At 77.2% G+C, this 15,299-nt stretch carries 12 protein-coding genes; 7 read left to right on the top strand and 5 right to left on the bottom strand.

The genetic code is table 11. The annotated features are described in order from the left end of the window. Nucleotides 1-10: 10 nt before the first annotated feature. From rimO to WDV85_RS10085, 4 genes are all read left to right on the top strand, one after another. Entirely contained in the window at nucleotides 11-1,528 is a 1,518-nt protein-coding gene (rimO, locus tag WDV85_RS10100) for a 30S ribosomal protein S12 methylthiotransferase RimO (RefSeq protein WP_339570487.1), read from the top strand. Next, nucleotides 1,525-2,271, top strand: a complete 747-nt coding sequence (gene pgsA / locus WDV85_RS10095) for a CDP-diacylglycerol--glycerol-3-phosphate 3-phosphatidyltransferase (RefSeq protein ID WP_339570486.1) — start codon at nucleotides 1,525-1,527, stop codon at nucleotides 2,269-2,271. Before rimO ends, pgsA begins: the two co-directional genes overlap by 4 nt. Further along, the gene (locus WDV85_RS10090; protein WP_339570485.1) at nucleotides 2,255-2,905 is read left to right on the top strand and encodes a CinA family protein; all 651 of its coding nucleotides are present in this window, start codon (nucleotides 2,255-2,257) and stop codon (nucleotides 2,903-2,905) included. Before pgsA ends, WDV85_RS10090 begins: the two co-directional genes overlap by 17 nt. Nucleotides 2,906-3,180: 275 nt before the next feature. After that, nucleotides 3,181-3,498, top strand: a complete 318-nt coding sequence (locus tag WDV85_RS10085; RefSeq protein WP_298803928.1) for a helix-turn-helix domain-containing protein — start codon at nucleotides 3,181-3,183, stop codon at nucleotides 3,496-3,498. A gap of 206 nt (nucleotides 3,499-3,704) precedes the next feature. Here the strand turns inward: WDV85_RS10085 and WDV85_RS10080 are convergent, their stop codons facing one another. Together WDV85_RS10080 and WDV85_RS10075 are read right to left on the bottom strand one after the other, a co-directional pair. Then, a complete protein-coding gene (locus tag WDV85_RS10080; RefSeq protein WP_339570484.1) occupies nucleotides 3,705-4,721 on the bottom strand; it encodes a DNA-formamidopyrimidine glycosylase family protein in 1,017 nt (338 codons plus the stop codon). Between the two features lie 66 nt (nucleotides 4,722-4,787). After that, nucleotides 4,788-10,241, bottom strand: a complete 5,454-nt coding sequence (locus tag WDV85_RS10075; protein ID WP_339570483.1) for an Lhr family helicase — start codon at nucleotides 10,239-10,241, stop codon at nucleotides 4,788-4,790. Between the two features lie 110 nt (nucleotides 10,242-10,351). Between WDV85_RS10075 and WDV85_RS10070 the strand changes: the two genes are divergently transcribed. From WDV85_RS10070 to WDV85_RS10060, 3 genes are all read left to right on the top strand, one after another. Then, entirely contained in the window at nucleotides 10,352-10,576 is a 225-nt protein-coding gene (locus tag WDV85_RS10070; RefSeq protein WP_339570482.1) for a DUF3046 domain-containing protein, read from the top strand. Between the two features lie 251 nt (nucleotides 10,577-10,827). Continuing rightward, entirely contained in the window at nucleotides 10,828-11,871 is a 1,044-nt protein-coding gene (gene recA, locus WDV85_RS10065) for a recombinase RecA (RefSeq protein WP_339570481.1), read from the top strand. 179 nt (nucleotides 11,872-12,050) lie between these two features. After that, the gene (locus tag WDV85_RS10060) at nucleotides 12,051-12,521 is read left to right on the top strand and encodes a regulatory protein RecX (protein WP_339570480.1); all 471 of its coding nucleotides are present in this window, start codon (nucleotides 12,051-12,053) and stop codon (nucleotides 12,519-12,521) included. A 68-nt stretch (nucleotides 12,522-12,589) separates the two neighbouring features. Here the strand turns inward: WDV85_RS10060 and WDV85_RS10055 are convergent, their stop codons facing one another. The 3 genes from WDV85_RS10055 to WDV85_RS10045 all read right to left on the bottom strand — a co-directional run bounded on the left by WDV85_RS10055 (nucleotide 12,590) and on the right by WDV85_RS10045 (nucleotide 15,235). Next, complete coding sequence (locus WDV85_RS10055) at nucleotides 12,590-13,468, bottom strand: amino acid ABC transporter permease (RefSeq protein ID WP_339570479.1); 879 nt, start codon at nucleotides 13,466-13,468, stop codon at nucleotides 12,590-12,592. Next, entirely contained in the window at nucleotides 13,465-14,118 is a 654-nt protein-coding gene (locus WDV85_RS10050) for an amino acid ABC transporter permease (RefSeq protein WP_339570478.1), read from the bottom strand. The genes WDV85_RS10055 and WDV85_RS10050 overlap by 4 nt, the downstream gene beginning before the upstream one ends. Before the next feature lie 211 nt (nucleotides 14,119-14,329). Further along, nucleotides 14,330-15,235, bottom strand: a complete 906-nt coding sequence (locus tag WDV85_RS10045; protein WP_339570477.1) for a glutamate ABC transporter substrate-binding protein — start codon at nucleotides 15,233-15,235, stop codon at nucleotides 14,330-14,332. Nucleotides 15,236-15,299 lie beyond the last annotated feature (64 nt).

Here is a 15,299-nt window from a genome sequence, read left to right as displayed (position 1 = left end):
CAGTGGCGGGATGAGCACGACGACGGCGTCCGACGCCCCTGCGGAGCGCGCGGCGGGCCGGTCGGTGGCCCTCGTGACGCTCGGGTGCGTGCGCAACGAGGTCGACTCCTCCGAGCTGGCGGGGCGCCTCGCCGGCGCCGGGTGGGACCTCGTGGAGGACGCCGCCGACGCCGACGTCGCCGTCGTCAACACGTGCGGATTCATCGAGTCCGCGAAGAAGGACTCGGTCGACGCCCTCCTCGAGGCGAGCGACCTCAAGGGCAGCGGCCGCACGCGCGCCGTCGTCGCGGTCGGGTGCATGGCCGAGCGCTACGGCACCGAGCTCGCCGAGCAGCTGCCCGAGGCGGACGCCGTCCTCGGCTTCGACTCCTACGCCGACCTGTCCGGCCACCTCGACGCCGTGCTGGCGGGGGAGCGGCCCGCGAGCCACGTGCCCCGCGACCGCCGCACCCTGCTGCCCCTGTCCCCGACCGCGCGGCGCGGGAGCCGCGTGGCGACGCCGGGGCACGGGAGCGGCCTCGACGAGGCGGCGGCCGACCGCCGCGCCGCCGACCTGGCCCCGGCCTCCGGACCGCCGGTCCTGCGGCGCCTGCTCGAGCCCGGCCGCCCGTGGGCGCCGCTGAAGCTGGCGTCCGGCTGCGACCGCCGCTGCACCTTCTGCGCGATCCCGGCCTTCCGCGGCGCGTACCTCTCGCGACCGCCGGAGGAGGTGCTCGCGGAGGCGCGCTGGCTCGCCGAGCAGGGCGTGCGGGAGGTTCTCCTCGTCAGCGAGAACTCCACCTCCTACGGCAAGGACCTCGGCGACCTCCAGGCGCTCGAGCACCTCCTGCCGCGCCTCGCGGCCGTCGACGGCCTCGAGCGCGTGCGCGTCACCTACCTCCAGCCCGCCGAGGTCCGCCCCGGTCTCCTCGAGGCGGTCGCCGGCACCGACGGCGTGGCGGACTACTTCGACCTGTCCTTCCAGCACTCCGCGCCGGCGCTGCTGCGCCGGATGCGGCGCTTCGGCGGCACGGCGGACTTCCTCGCGCTCCTCGAGCGGGTGCGGGCGCTCGCCCCCCTCGCCGGCGTCCGGTCCAACGTCATCGTCGGCTTCCCCGGCGAGACCGAGGCCGAGCTCGAGGACCTCATGGGCTTCCTGGAGGCCGCGCGGATGGACGTCACCGGCGTCTTCGGGTACTCCGACGAGGACGGCACCGAGGCGGCGGGCCTGCCCGGCCACCTCCCCGAGGAGGTCGTGGCCGAGCGCCGCGAGCGCGTCGAGCAGCTCGTCGAGGCGCTCGTCGACGAGCGGGCAGCCGAGCGGGTCGGCGAGCGCGTGCGCGTCCTCGTGGAGGCGACCGCGGACGAGGACGACGAGCTCGCCGCCGACGCCGTCGTCGGCCGCGCCGACCACCAGGGGCCCGAGGTCGACGGGACGACGGAGGTCGTGCTCCCGCCGGGCGCCCCTCGGCCCCGTGTCGGGGACGTCGTCGAGGCGGTCGTCACCGGGTCGGCAGGTGCCGACCTCGTCGCGGAGCCGGTCCGGTGACCTCCTGGCTCGTGGCGCGGCGGCACGCCGACGGCACCGCGAGCGCCTGGAACCTCGCCAACGCCCTGACCCTCCTGCGCGTCCTGCTCGTGCCGCTCATGGCGGCGCTCCTGCTCGTCGACGGCGGGCAGGACGACGGGTGGCGCCTCGCGGCCGCGCTGGCCTTCGCCGTCGCCATCGCGACCGACAAGGTCGACGGCGAGGTGGCCCGGCGGCACGACCTCGTCACCGACTTCGGCAAGCTCGTCGACCCCATCGCCGACAAGGCGCTCGTGGGGACGGCGCTCGTCCTGCTCTCGGTGCTCGGCGAGCTCCCGTGGTGGATCACCGTGCTCGTGCTGGGGCGCGAGGTCGGCGTGACGCTGCTGCGCCTCGTCGTCATCCGCTGGGGCGTCATCCCCGCCTCCCGCGGGGGCAAGCTCAAGACCGTCCTGCAGAGCCTCGCCATCGCCCTGTACCTGCTGCCGACGCCGGACGCCCTCGCGGGGTGGAAGCCGGGCCTCGCGCTGGGGGTGATGCTCCTCGCCGTCGTCGTGACCGTCGTCACGGGCGCCGACTACGTCGTGTCGGCGGTGCGCCTGCGCCGCGAGGGGCGGCGCGAGCAGGCCGCCCGCGAGCGCGCCGCGGGGCGGGCCGGCGGACCGCTCGCCGACGAGGCGGTCGACGGGGGAGGACACGGCCCGCGCCCGGGGACGGCTGCCGACGGGGCGGCGGAGGAGCCCCGCGGTGGCCCGCACGCCTGAGGCGTCCGCGGGAGAGGGCCCGCCCGACCCCTGGCGCGACACCGAGGACCTGGCCCGCCGCTGCGTCGGCGCGGCCGTCGCGACGGAGACGACGCTCGCGGTCGCCGAGTCCCTCACCGCGGGCCTCGTCTGCGCCCGCCTCGCCGACGTCCCCGGCGCCTCCGGCGCCCTGCGGGGCGGGGTCGTCACGTACGCGACCGACCTCAAGCGGGCGCTCCTCGACGTGCCGGCGGACCTCCTGCGCCGCGAGGGCCCGGTGCACCCGGCGGTCGCTGCGGCCATGGCCGAGGGCGCGCGACGCCTGCTCGGTGCGGACGTCGGCGTCGCGACGACGGGCGTCGCCGGGCCCGGCCCCGCGGACGGGCACCCCGCCGGCACCGCCTTCGCGGCCGCGGCCGGGCCGTGGGGGACCCGCGTGGTGGCTCTCCACGTGCCCGGCGACCGCGCCGGCGTCCGAGCGACGGTCACCCGGGAGGCGCTGCTGCTCCTCGCCGACGCGCTGGGGACGCCGCCCGCACCGTCCGTGACCGCCGGAGAGGCCCAGCGCGCAGGGGAGGCCCAGAGCGCGGGCGAGCGAGCCACCCGTGCGGGCAGCCCGGGGGAGGACGTCGGCGGTCGCGAGACCTCCCCGTGACGCCCGCGCCGGAACACGCTCCCCGCGTCGCCCGTTCTCCCGTCATGCACGTCTCCCGCCTCCCCACGCCGCCCGGGGCCCCCTCCGGGTACCGTGGCGGTGCACGCACCTCCCCGCCCCGTCGACCCGCACCGTCCCGACGCGGCGCCCCGGCCCGGCCGGTCGCGCCGCACCCCGGCGGCCCGTCCACCGGACCCCGCCCCGCGAGCACCGCACCCGCTGCCCGCGCGGCCGCCGCACCGACGCCCGCCCCGAGCCCGAGAGGGGGTCAGCCCGTGGTCCTCCTGCGACGCGAGCTCGGCGACGCCCTCCGCGACCTGCGCCAGAAGCAGGGCCGGACGCTCCGCGAGGTCTCCGGCACGGCCCGGGTCAGCCTGGGGTACCTGTCCGAGGTCGAGCGCGGTCAGAAGGAGGCCTCCTCCGAGCTGCTCTCCTCGATCTGCGGGGCCCTCGGGACGCCGCTGTCGGAGGTGCTGAGCGAGGTCAGCGACCGGGTCGCCCTCGCCGAGCACCTCCTCGTCCCCGACGTCGTGCCCGACGACCTCGTCGGCGAGGACGTCCGCGGGCCCGAGGGGCTCGTCAGCGCCGCCTGAGCCGCAGGCTCGTCCGCACCTCCTGAGCCGCAGGCTCGTCCGCACCTCCTGAGCCGCAGAGGACGTCCCGGGACGTCGGTGGGCCCGGAGACTCAAGCGCGCTCCCGGACACCTCGAGACCCCGCACGTCCGCGGACGTGCGGGGTCTCGTGCGTCGGCCTCCGCACGGCCGGGTCCTCCTCCCCGGCCGGCACCGTCCGGCGCTCTCAGGCGCGGGGCGAGGTGCCGCGACGGCGCGCCGGGGCCCCGCCGCGCCGGTCGTGGCCGAGCGGGGCCTGCGGGCGGCCGTCGTCCGTCGGCCGGGGTCCCGGCTGGCACACCGGGCACAAGAAGGCGCTGCGGGCGGTCGGCCCGGACCCGAGCGGGGCCACGCGCACGGTGGTGCCGCACCGCAGGCAGGGCAGCCCCGAGCGGGCGTGCACGTAGCGGTTGCGGCCGGGGCGCGTGTCGCCCGTCGTCGTCTGCACCGGCTCGCGGGCGTCCGCCGCCGCCCGCATCATGCGTCGCGTGCGGGCCAGCAGCCCGGCGACGTCGGGCACGTCGCGCACGGCGGCCCACGGGCTCACGCCACGCAGGAACAGGGTCTCGCTCATCCAGAAGGTGCCGATGCCGGCGACGAGCCGCTGGTCGAGCAGCGCGGCCCCCACCTCGCGGTCCCCGTCGGCGACGAGGGCGGCCACCGCCGCGCCCGCGCCGCCGGTGCCCCCGCCGTCGGTGCCCCCGCCGTCGGTGCCCCCGCCGTCGGTGCCCCCGCCGTCGGTGCCCCCGCCGTCGGTGCCCCCGTCGCCCGTGTCCCAGTCGTCGGCCAGGAGGTCGGGGCCGAGGTGCCCGACCAGGCCGTCCTCCTCCGCCGTCGGGACGAGGTCCAGCATGCCGAGGCGGTGCCCCACGGCGGTCCAGTCGTCGGTGACGAGCACGGCGCGCACCCCCTCGGCGGAGCCGCCGCGCAGCCGCGGCGGGCGGCCGGGCGCCGCGCCGGTCGGGGGCGGGGTGCGCTGGACGTGCCAGGACCCGTCCATCCGCAGGTGGCTGTGGAGGGTCTCGCCCGCGTCGGTGCGGACCAGCAGGTGCTTGCCGCGCGCGACGACCTCGCGCACGACCTGCCCGGACAGGTCCGCGGCGGCGAGCGTCGGCCACCGCAGGTCGGACGACCGCAGCGCCCGGCCCGCGAGCGCGGCGTCCAGGCGGCGGGCCGTGCGCAGCACGGTGTCACCCTCGGGCACGAGGACCTCCTGCCCCCAGCGGTGCCGCGCCCCGGGGGGCGTGGCGGCGCCGCGCCCGTCCCGCGCTCACGGGCGCAGCCGCAGGCCGCGCGGCGTCGGCGTGAAGCCCGCCTCCTCCAGGGCCGCCGCCACGCCGTCCGTCGCGGTGAGCACGGGCTCGCCGTCGGCCCGCTGGACGAGGAGCTGGCCCAGCCCGCCGTCGCGGACGGCCGTCACGAGGGCCCGGGCCGCGGCCCGCAGGTCGTCCTCGTCGTCGGTCCACGTGCGCACCGACCGTCCGCCCCGCTCGACGTAGAGGAGCAGCCGGCCCTCGCGGAGCACGACGAGCGCCCCGGCGGCGCGGGCCGGACGACCGCGGCCGCCGGCCGGGCGGCCCTCCTCGGACGTGCCCGCGCCCTTGCCGCGGTCCTCGGCTCCGCCGTCCTCCGAGCCGGAGCCCGCACCCCGGTCGTCCTCGTCGCCGTCGGCCGAGGCCCCGGTGCGCGGCGGCCACGGCAGGGCGGCGCCGAAGGGGTTGGCCGGGTCGCAGGCCGAGAGGACGTCGGCCGGCACCCCGGGCTCCCCGGTGGCCGGGGCGCCGGCCGCGCCCTCCCCGAGCGGCCGGGCGACGGCGCGCAGTCGGTCGACCGCGCCGGGCCCGGCGAACTGCGAGGCGCCGAGGCCCTCGACGAAGTACCCCCGGCGCACGCGCCCGGCGTCCTCCATCGCGGCGAGGACCCGGTAGACGCCGGCGAACCCGCCCGCCACGCGCTCGGCCGCGACGGAGCCGCGCGTGACGACGCCGTACCGGTCGAGGAGCACCTCGCCGAGGGCCGCGGCCCGCACCGTCGCGTCCTCCTCGGCGAGGGGCAGCAGGGACCAGCGCCCCGCCGCGTACGGCGGTCCGCCGCGCACGGGCACCGGGGGACGGCCCGGGCGCGAGCGCCCGGCGGCCCACCCGCGCCGGCTGCCGGCGTAGCGCGAGCGCGGCGCCGCCGGGGCGGTCCGGTGGCGGGTGCGGCCCCCGCGCAGGCGGGCCCGGAGCGGGCTGAGGGTGTCGTTGGTCAGGCGCCCGTCCCACACGAGGTCCCAGAGCACCTCGGCGAGGTGCTCGTCGTCGCTCGAGCCGACGGCGTCGGCCAGCGCCCGGAAGAAGTAGGCGCCGCCCCCGTCGAGCGCGTCGAGGACGGCGCGGTGGTCGTCGGTGAGCTCGAGCGCGTCGTCGTCCCGCCCGACGGCCGCCGCGGCGGGCAGCACCGCGCGCCCGTCGTCGGCGGCGTCCCACGCGGGGCGGGGGCGCAGCGTGAGGTGGGCGGAGTCGGCGAGGTGCAGCGACACCCAGCCGTCGTCGCCGGGCAGGGAGCCGTGACCGCACCACAGGACCTCGCCCGAGGCCGTGAGCTCGTCGAGCAGCGCGGGGGTGTACCGCTGGAGGCGGGCGGGCAGGACGAGCGACTCGAGCGCGCTCGCGGGCAGGACGGCCCCCGAGAGCTGCTCGACGACGCGGACGAGGCCCTCGGCGCCGCGCAGGCGCGCGCCGACCCCCTGCCAGCGGGGGAGGAAGGACGCGAGGTCCTCCGGGGGCACCGGCTCGACCTCCGCGCGCAGCGCCGCCAGGGAGCGGCGCCGCAGCACGCGCAGGACCTCGGCGTCGCAGACGTGCTCCGCGTGGTCGCCCTCGCCCGCGCCGTCGTCGCCCGCGAGCCCCTCGACAAGGCGACCGCGGACGCCGTCGGGCAGCAGGTCGCCGCGCACGAGGCGCCCGCGCTGCTCGAGGCGGCGCAGGGCGGCGTCGACGACGGCCGTGCCGAGGCCCAGGCGCCGGGCGAGCGCACCGGAGGTGAAGGGCACGTGCGTGCGTGCGTGGCGGGAGACGAGCTCGCCCACCGGGTCGGGCACCGGGGCCGTGAAGGCCTCGGGCACGCCCACGGGCAGCGGGGTGCCGAGGGCGTCGCGCAGCCGGCCGGCGTCCTCGACGGCGGCCCACCGCTCCTCCCCGGCGATGCGGACGGCGATGACGCGCCGGCTGCGCTCGAGCTGCTGCAGCCACGCCTCCGCGGCGGGCACCCGTGACGCCGCGGCCGCTTCGCGCGCCGCCGCGTCACCGGCCGGCCCCGCCCCGGCGTCGTCGTCCCCGGCGTCCTCCTCGTGGGACGTGCCCTCCGGCGCGACCTCCTCGTCCGTGCCGAGGACGACGGCGCCCGACGGGGCGGCGTCCTGCGGCGGCGCGCCGACGGCGTCGGGCCGGGTGCGTCGCGCGACCTCGAGCGTGCTCAGCGGCCCGAGCACGCGCAGGAGGTCTGCGACGTCTTCGGCGCCGCGCGCGCCGCGCTCGGGCAGCAGGCGCTGCAGCTCGGCGTGGGTGCGCAGCACCGCCTCGGGGTCGAGGAGGTCGGCGAGCGACGCCCCCTCGCCGCGGCCGAGGAGCTCGGCGAGCAGGCCCGGGTCCAGGGACAGGGCGGCGGCGCGGCGCTCGGCGAGCGGGGAGTCGCCCTCGTAGAGGAACTGGGCGACGTAGCCGAACATCAGGCTGCGGGCGAAGGGGGACGGCTGCTGCGTCGTCACCTCGACGACGCGAACGCTGCGCGAGCGCAGCTCGCGCAGCAGCTGCTCGAGGGCGGGGACGTCGAAGACGTCCTGGAGGCACTCGCGGACCGTCTCGAGCACGATCGGGAAGGACGGGTAGCGGCTCGCGACCTCGAGCAGCTGGGCGGCGCGCTGGCGCTGCTGCCACAGCGGCTGGCGCCGGTCGGGGCTGCGCCGGGGCAGCAGGAGCGCCCGGCCGGCGCACTCGCGGAAGCGCGCGGCGAAGAGCGCCGAGCCGCCGAGCTCGTCGGTGACGACGCCGGCCACGTCGTCGGGGTCCATGAGCAGGACGTCGGCGAGGTCGGGCAGCCCCGCCCCGCCGCCCTCGTCGTCGTCCTCGCCGCCGAGCCCGCCGCCCAGCCCTCCGCCGTCGTAGCCGACGTCGGGCAGCCGCAGGACGAGGCCGTCGTCGGCGGGCATCGCCTGGACGTCCACGCCGAAGCGCTCGCGCATCCGGGCGGCCACCGCGAGCGCCCACGGGGCGTGCAGCTGCTGGCCGAAGGGGGAGTGGACGACGACGCGCCAGTCGCCGAGCTCGTCGCGGAAGCGCTCGACGACGAGGGTGCGGTCGTCGGGCAGGTGCCCGGTGGCCTCCTGCTGCTCGCGCAGGTAGCCCAGGAGGTTGTCGACGGCCCACGCGTCGAGGCCGGCGGCGCGCGCGCGGTCGCGGGCGACGTCGCCGTCCCAGCCGCCGGGCGCCGCGGCCAGCTCGCGGACGAAGGCGCCGAGCGCCCGGCCGAGCTCGGCGGGGCGCCCCAGGGCGTCGCCGTGCCAGAAGGGCAGCTTGCCCGGCTGGCCCGGCGCGGGGGTGACGAGGACCTGGTCGCGGGTGATGTCCTCGATGCGCCACGTCGAGGCGCCGAGGGTGAACACGTCGCCCACGCGCGACTCGTAGACCATCTCCTCGTCGAGCTCGCCCACGCGCCGTCCGGGACCCTCGCCCGAGGCGAGGAAGACGCCGTAGAGCCCGCGGTCGGGGATGGTGCCGCCGCTCGTCACGGCGAGGCGCTGGGCGCCGGGCCGTCCGCTGAGGACGCCGCTGACCCGGTCCCACACGACGCGCGGGCGCAGCTCGGCGAACTCCTCGCTGGGGTAGCGGCCCGAGAGCATGTCGAGGACCGCCTCGAGCACCCCCCGGGAGAGGTGCTCGAAGGACGCGGCGCGGCGCACGAGCGCTTCGAGGTCGTCGACCGACCAGTCGTCCATGGCCGTCATGGCGACGACCTGCTGGGCCAGGACGTCGAGGGGGGAGGAGGGGATGCGCAGCTCCTCGATGCGCCCCTCGCGCATCCGCTCGGTGACGACGGCCGTCTGCACGAGGTCGCTGCGGAACTTGGGGAACAGGACGCCGCGGCTGACCGCGCCGACCTGGTGCCCGGCGCGCCCCACCCGCTGCAGGCCGCTGGCCACGCTGGGCGGGGACTCGACCTGCACGACGAGGTCGACGGCGCCCATGTCGATGCCGAGCTCGAGGCTCGAGGTGGCGACGACGGCGGGCAGGCGCCCGGACTTGAGGTCGTCCTCGATGAGGGCCCGCTGCTCCTTGCTCACCGAGCCGTGGTGGGCGCGCGCGAGGAGCGCGGGCACGCCGGCCGACGCGCCGGCCTGCGCCATGACCTCCGCGGGCGGACGTCGCGGCCGCTCGGCGCGGCGGGTGCCGGAGGAGGCGGCCCACTGCGGCGCGTCCTCGTCGTCCTCGCCCTCGCCGTGCTCGTCGTCGTGCTGTTCGCCGTGGTGCTCGTCGTCCTGGTGCTCGTCGTCGTGGTGCTGCCCCGCGCCCGCGCCGAAGAGGCCGGGCGCGTCGCCGGGGGAGACCCGGCGCGGCTCGCGGTCGCCTCCCGCGTCCCCCTCGCCGTCGCCGTCGGCCCCGGCGGAGGCGTCGAGGTCGACCACGCCCCCGTCCGCCCGGGCCTCGAGGCGCTCGGCCCACTCCTCGTTGAGCCGGGCGGTGAGGCGCTCGGCGAGCCGTCGGGAGTTGGCGAAGACGAGGGTCGAGCGCTGCTCGTCGCCGGTGGGGGCGACGAGGTCGACGATGCGCTCCTCGACCGAGGGCCAGATGGACGTCGTCCGCTGCGCGCCCGCCGCCGCACCGGTGAGGTCGTCGGTCGGCTCGCCGAGGCGCGACATGTCCTCGACGGGGACGACGACGGACAGGTCGAAGCGCTTCTCCGACGGCGGCTGCACGACGGTGACGGGCCGGCCGCCCTCCTCGCCCTGCGGCCGCGCGCCGGCGAGGAAGCGGGCCACCGCCTCGGGCGGGCGCACGGTGGCGGACAGGCCGATGCGCTGGGCGGGGCGGGGGAGCATCGCGTCGAGCCGCTCGAGGGACAGCGCCAGGTGCGCGCCGCGCTTGGTGCCGGCGACGGCGTGCACCTCGTCGAGGACCACCGTGGTGACGCCGGCGAGCGACTCCCGGGCCTTCGACGTCAGGACGAGGAAGAGGGACTCGGGCGTCGTGATGAGCACGTCCGGCGGGCGCCGCGCCTGCAGGCGCCGGTCCGCGGCGGACGTGTCGCCCGAGCGGATGCCGACCTGGACGTCCGGCTCGGGCAGGCCCAGCCGCACGCGCTCGTGGCCGATGCCCGTCAGCGGCGCCCGCAGGTTCCGCTGGACGTCGCTGGCCAGCGCCTTGAGGGGGGAGACGTAGAGGACGCGGCACCGCTGGGCGGCCTCGGGGACGGGCTCGCTGACGAGCCGGTCGATCGACCAGAGGAAGGCCGACAGGGTCTTGCCCGAGCCGGTCGGGGCGACGACGAGGGTGTGGTCGCCGCTGCTGATGGCGTCCCACGCCCCCGCCTGCGCGGCCGTGGGGGCGGCGAAGGCGCCGGTGAACCACCGGCGGGTGGCCTCGGAGAAGCGGTCGAGGACGTCGGCGCCCGGGCGGGCCCCTGCTCCCGCGCCGCCGTCGCGCGCGCCCGTCGCCGCGCTCGTCGTCGCCCCGCTGGTCCCCGCCACGGCGACGATCCTGCCCCGGGGGTCCGACAGCCGCGGGGCGGGGCGCCGCACGACGTCGCGGCACCCCCCGGGCCCTGGGCCGCCGCCGCCCCGGGTGGCACCCTGGTCGGGTGCGGTTGAGCGAGTTCTGGCGGCTGATGGACGACGAGCTCGGCGCCGCCTACGCGCGGTCGGTGGCCTCCACGCAGGTGATCGGGGCGCTGGACGGCCGGACGCCGGACCAGGCCCTCGAGGCCGGGACGCCGCCGCGCGAGGTGTGGGCCGCGGTGTGCGAGGCCATGGACGTGCCGCCCGAGCGCCGGCTCGGGCGCGACGAGCCGGCGCGGCGGCGCTGACGGCGGTCGGCGGCGGGCGCTCTCGCCGGGCCGGGACGGCCGCACGAGGCCGGGCTCCGACGCGCCGGGCGTGTCGCCCCGCCTCGAACGGGTGTTCGCCTACTCTGAGCGCGCACAGGGCGGCCCCGCAGGTCGTCCGTCCACAGCTCCCGGGCGCGGGGGCCCCGCTGTCGGTGGGGGCTCCTAGCGTCGCCCCGACGGATGAGAAGCCACCCCGGCCGGCCGGCCGGCGCAGACCCTGAGGTGAACACATGCCCGTGACGGCAGACCGCGGCAAGGCGCTCGAGACGGCGCTCGCGCAGATCGACCGCCAGTTCGGCAAGGGCTCGGTGATGCGCCTCGGCGACGAGGTGCGCGCGCCCATCGAGGTGATCCCCACGGGGTCCATCTCGCTCGACATCGCCCTCGGCATCGGCGGGCTGCCCCGCGGCCGCGTCGTCGAGGTCTACGGCCCGGAGTCCAGCGGCAAGACCACCGTCGCCCTGCACGCCGTGGCCAACGCCCAGCGGGCGGGCGGCATCGCCGCCTTCATCGACGCCGAGCACGCGCTCGACCCCGACTACGCCGCCAAGCTGGGCGTCGACACCGACGCGCTGCTCGTCAGCCAGCCCGACACCGGTGAGCAGGCGCTCGAGATCGCCGACATGCTCATCCGCTCCGGCGCGCTCGACATCATCGTCATCGACTCGGTGGCAGCCCTCGTGCCCCGCGCGGAGATCGAGGGCGAGATGGGCGACAGCCACGTCGGCCTCCAGGCCCGCCTCATGTCGCAGGCGCTGCGCAAGATCACCGGTGCCCTCAACAGCTCGGGCACCACGGCGATCTTCATCAACCAGCTGCGCGAGAAGATCGGCGTGATGTTCGGCTCGCCCGAGACGACGACGGGCGGCAAGGCGCTGAAGTTCTACGCGTCCGTGCGCCTCGACGTGCGCCGCATCGAGACGCTCAAGGACGGCACCGAGCCCGTCGGCAACCGCACCCGGGTCAAGGTCGTCAAGAACAAGGTCAGCCCGCCGTTCAAGCAGGCGGAGTTCGACATCCTCTACGGGCAGGGCATCTCCCGGGAGGGCGGCCTCATCGACATGGGTGTCGAGCAGGGCTTCGTCCGCAAGTCGGGCGCCTGGTACACCTACGACGGCGACCAGCTCGGGCAGGGCAAGGAGAACGCGCGCGCCTTCATGCGCGACAACCCCGACCTCGCCGACGAGCTCGAGAAGAAGATCAAGGAGAAGCTCGGCATCGGGCCCCGCGTGGACGCCCCGGCCGAGCCCGCGGAGGCCGAGGTCGCGTTCTGAGCGACGAGCCCGCCCTCCCCGGCCCCGAGGGGGACGCCGGCCGGGAGCGTCCCGGCCGGCGTCGGCGAGCGAGTGGTGACGCTCGCCGTCGCTCCGCGAGGGGCGACGACGACGCCGGCCGGAAGGGTGCCGCGCCGTCCGGCCCTCCCAGCGAGGACGCGGACGCCGACCCGGTCGCGGTGGCGCGGGCGGTGGCGCTGCGCCAGCTGAACATGGCGCCGCGGAGCCGCGCCGAGCTCGAGCGGAAGATGGCGACCAAGGGCGTCGAGCGCGACGTCGCCGCCCAGGTGCTCGACCGCCTCGCCGAGGTGGGCCTCGTCGACGACGAGGCCTACGCGGGGATGCTCGTGCGCTCCCGGCAGGCGACCCGGGGGCTGGCGCGCCGCGGGCTGCAGCACGAGCTGCGGAGCAAGGGCGTCGACGACGACGTCGCCCGGGCCGCCCTGGAGGAGGTCACCGACGAGGACGAGCGCGCGGTCGCCGAGCAGCTCGTCGCCCGCCGCCTCCGGGCGACGAGCGGGCTCGACCGGGCGGTGCGCGAGCGCCGCCTGCTGGGTCTCCTGGCGCGCAAGGGCTACGGCGGTGGTCTCGCCCGAGCGGTGGTGCGCGAGGCGCTCGACGGGGAGGGTGGCGAGGTGGCACCGGGCTGAGCGCCGCCCTCCGCCGCGCGACCCACCGGTGCCTGAGCGCCCGCGCGGCGGCGGCGCGCTCGCGGGCGTCAGACCCGCACCGACTCCTCGTCCTCGGCGACGGCGGAGGCGGAGGCGGTGCGGCTCCGGCTGAGCCGCCGCTCGAGGACCTCGGCCGCCTTGCCCAGGAGGATGTTGACGACGACGTAGATGACGGCGACGACGAAGAAGGTCTGCAGCGCGTTGTCGAAGAAGTTGCGCAGCTGCTGCCCTTGGCGCGTCAGCTCGGTGACGCCGTTGAGGACGACGGCCCCGAGGGCCGTGTCCTTGAGGATGACGACCAGCTGGCTGATGATCGCGGGGAGCATCGAGCGGAAGGCCTGCGGCAGCTGGATGGAGCGCATGACCTGGGAAGGGCGGAGGCCCACCGCCTGGCCCGCCTCCACCTGGCCGTGGGGGACGGCCAGCACACCGGCGCGGACGATCTCGCTGATGACGACGCAGTTGTAGACGATGAGGCCGATCGCCAGGAACCAGTTGTCGCTGAGGTCCACGCCGAGGACGGGCAGCGCGATGCTGACGTAGAGGATGGTCACGACGACGGGCAGGCCGCGGAAGAGCTCGACCACGGCGACGAGCGGCAGGCGCCCGTAGCGGCCGAGCGACAGACGAGCCACGGCGATCCCCACGCCGATCACGAGGGAGCCCGCCATGGCGACGGCGGCGACGGCCAGGGTCCACAGCAGGCCCCGCCCGAGCCGCTGCCACACCAGGGGGAACTCCTCCGTCGTCGGGTCGACGAGCGGGGCCCACAGGTCGTAGGCGAACTGGCCGTTCTGGGCCAGGCGGACCACCGCGAGGACGAGGACGAGCACGAGGACCACCGCGCTCACGACCGTCAAGGTGCGGACACGACGGCGGCCCCGGGGGCCGAGCTCGTCGAAGAGGACGGCGTTGGGCTGGCTCACCGGGCCACCTCCAGCCGGCGCTCGGCGAGGGCCAGCACGGCTGCCGCGGTGAAGGTCATGACGAGGAAGCCGACGGCGACACCGGTGATGACGGGCAGGCGCTCGTAGCCGAAGGCGCTGGTGAGGCGGCGGTAGGTGCTGAAGAGGTCGCCGGAGACGCCGACGGCGCCGACGACCGCCGAGTTCTTGATCATGGCGATGACGACGTTGCCGACGGGGGGGACGACGGTCCGCAGCGCCTGCGGCAGGACGACGAGCGTCAGGTTCTGGCGGAAGCCCAGCCCGAGCGCCCGCGCCGCCTCCGCCTGGCCCGCGGGGACGGCGTTGACGCCGCTCCGGACGGCCTCGCAGACGAAGGCCGCCGTGTACAGGACGAGGCCGACCGTGCCGGTGAGGTAGAAGTCCGGGGAGATCCCGAAAGCCGGCGGGACGGCGAACGCCATGAAGAAGAGCACGATCGTCAGCGGGGTGTTCCGGACGGCGGCGACGTAGGCCGCCCCGAAGCGCTGGAGCACCGGCACCGGGGAGATCCGGAAGGTCGCGAGCAGGGTGCCGAGGAGCAGCGACCCCGCGACGCCCCACAGGACGATGCCGAGCGAGGTCAGGAAGCCGGACCAGTACAGGTCGAGGTTGTCGACCACGGGCTCCACGCCCACCTCCAGTCAGGGTCGTNCCCCCCCCCCCCCCCCCCCCCCCCCCCCCCCCCCCCCCCCCCCCCCCCCCCCCCCCCCCCCCCCCCCCCCCCCCCCCCCCCCCCCCCCCCCCCCCCCCCCCCCCCCCCCCCCCCCCCCCCCCCCCCCCCCCCACCGGGGGCCGGTCCTCGTCAGTCCGGGACAGGCGCCCTGGTCGTCGTGCCCTCGGTCAGACGCACTCGTCGGGCTCGGGCAGCTCGGGCACCTCGGTGCCCTCGAACTGGCCGGCCGTCTCGGTCCAGGCCTCCTCGTAGTAGCCCTCGTCCGCCGCCTGCTGGAGCGCGTCGTTGATGAACTGGCAGAACTCGACGTCGCCCTTCTCGATGCCGATCCCGTAGGGCTCCTCGGTGAACTGCTCGCCGACGAGCTTGTAGGCGCCGTCGGACTCGGCGACGAAGCCGGTGAGGATGACGTTGTCCGTCGTGACGGCCTGCACCTGCCCGTTGTCGAGCGCCGTGATGCAGTCCTCGTACACCCCGAACTCCACCAGCTGGTCGGGGCTGGCCAGGTACTGCCGGATGTTCTCGGCCGGGGTCGAGCCCGTCACCGAGCAGACGACCTGGTCGGGGTTGTTCGCCAGGTCCTCGGGGCTGGTGATGACGTCGTTGTCCTGGGCCACGAGGATCTGCTGGCCGGCGACGTAGTAGGGGCCGGCGAAGGTGACGCGCTCGCGCCGCTCGTCGTTGATGGTGTAGGTCGCGACCACCATGTCGACGTCGCCGCTCGCGATGAGCTCCTCGCGCTGGGCGCTCGGCGCCTCCGTCCACGAGATGTCCTCCGGCGCGACGCCCATCTGCCCGGCGATGTACTCCGCGATGCGGACGTCGAAGCCCTCGGGCACCTCCTCGAGGTTGAGGAGGCCGAAGCCGGGCTGGTCGTACTTCGTGCCGATGCTCATCGTCCCGGCGTCGGCGATCTCGGCCATGGTCGAGCCCTCGGGGAACTCCGGCGCCTCGGCGACGGTCGGCTCGGCCTCCGACCCGCCGGAGCCGGAGCCGGAGTCGCCGCCGCAGCCGGCGAGGACGAGCGCGCCGGTGGTCAGACCGGCGGCGAGGGCGAGGGAGCGGGTGCGCACGGGGGGTCTCCTCGGGTCGGGTCCGGCGGCCGCGGGTCGCGGGTGCCGGTGGTGCTGGTCCGGT

The sequence above is a fragment of the Pseudokineococcus sp. 5B2Z-1 genome (genome assembly GCF_037482305.1).
In the GTDB taxonomy this organism is placed as follows: Bacteria; Actinomycetota; Actinomycetes; order Actinomycetales; family Quadrisphaeraceae; genus Pseudokineococcus.
The sequence above is the reverse complement of the archived record's forward strand: the minus strand, read 5'-3'. Positions and strand labels throughout refer to the sequence as shown.

Coding starts and splice junctions, on each gene's coding strand:
- rimO (WP_339570487.1), top strand. CDS start 11: ATGAGCACGACGACGGCGTCCGACGCCCCTGCGGAGCGCGCGGCGGGC.
- recA (WP_339570481.1), top strand. CDS start 10,828: ATGCCCGTGACGGCAGACCGCGGCAAGGCGCTCGAGACGGCGCTCGCG.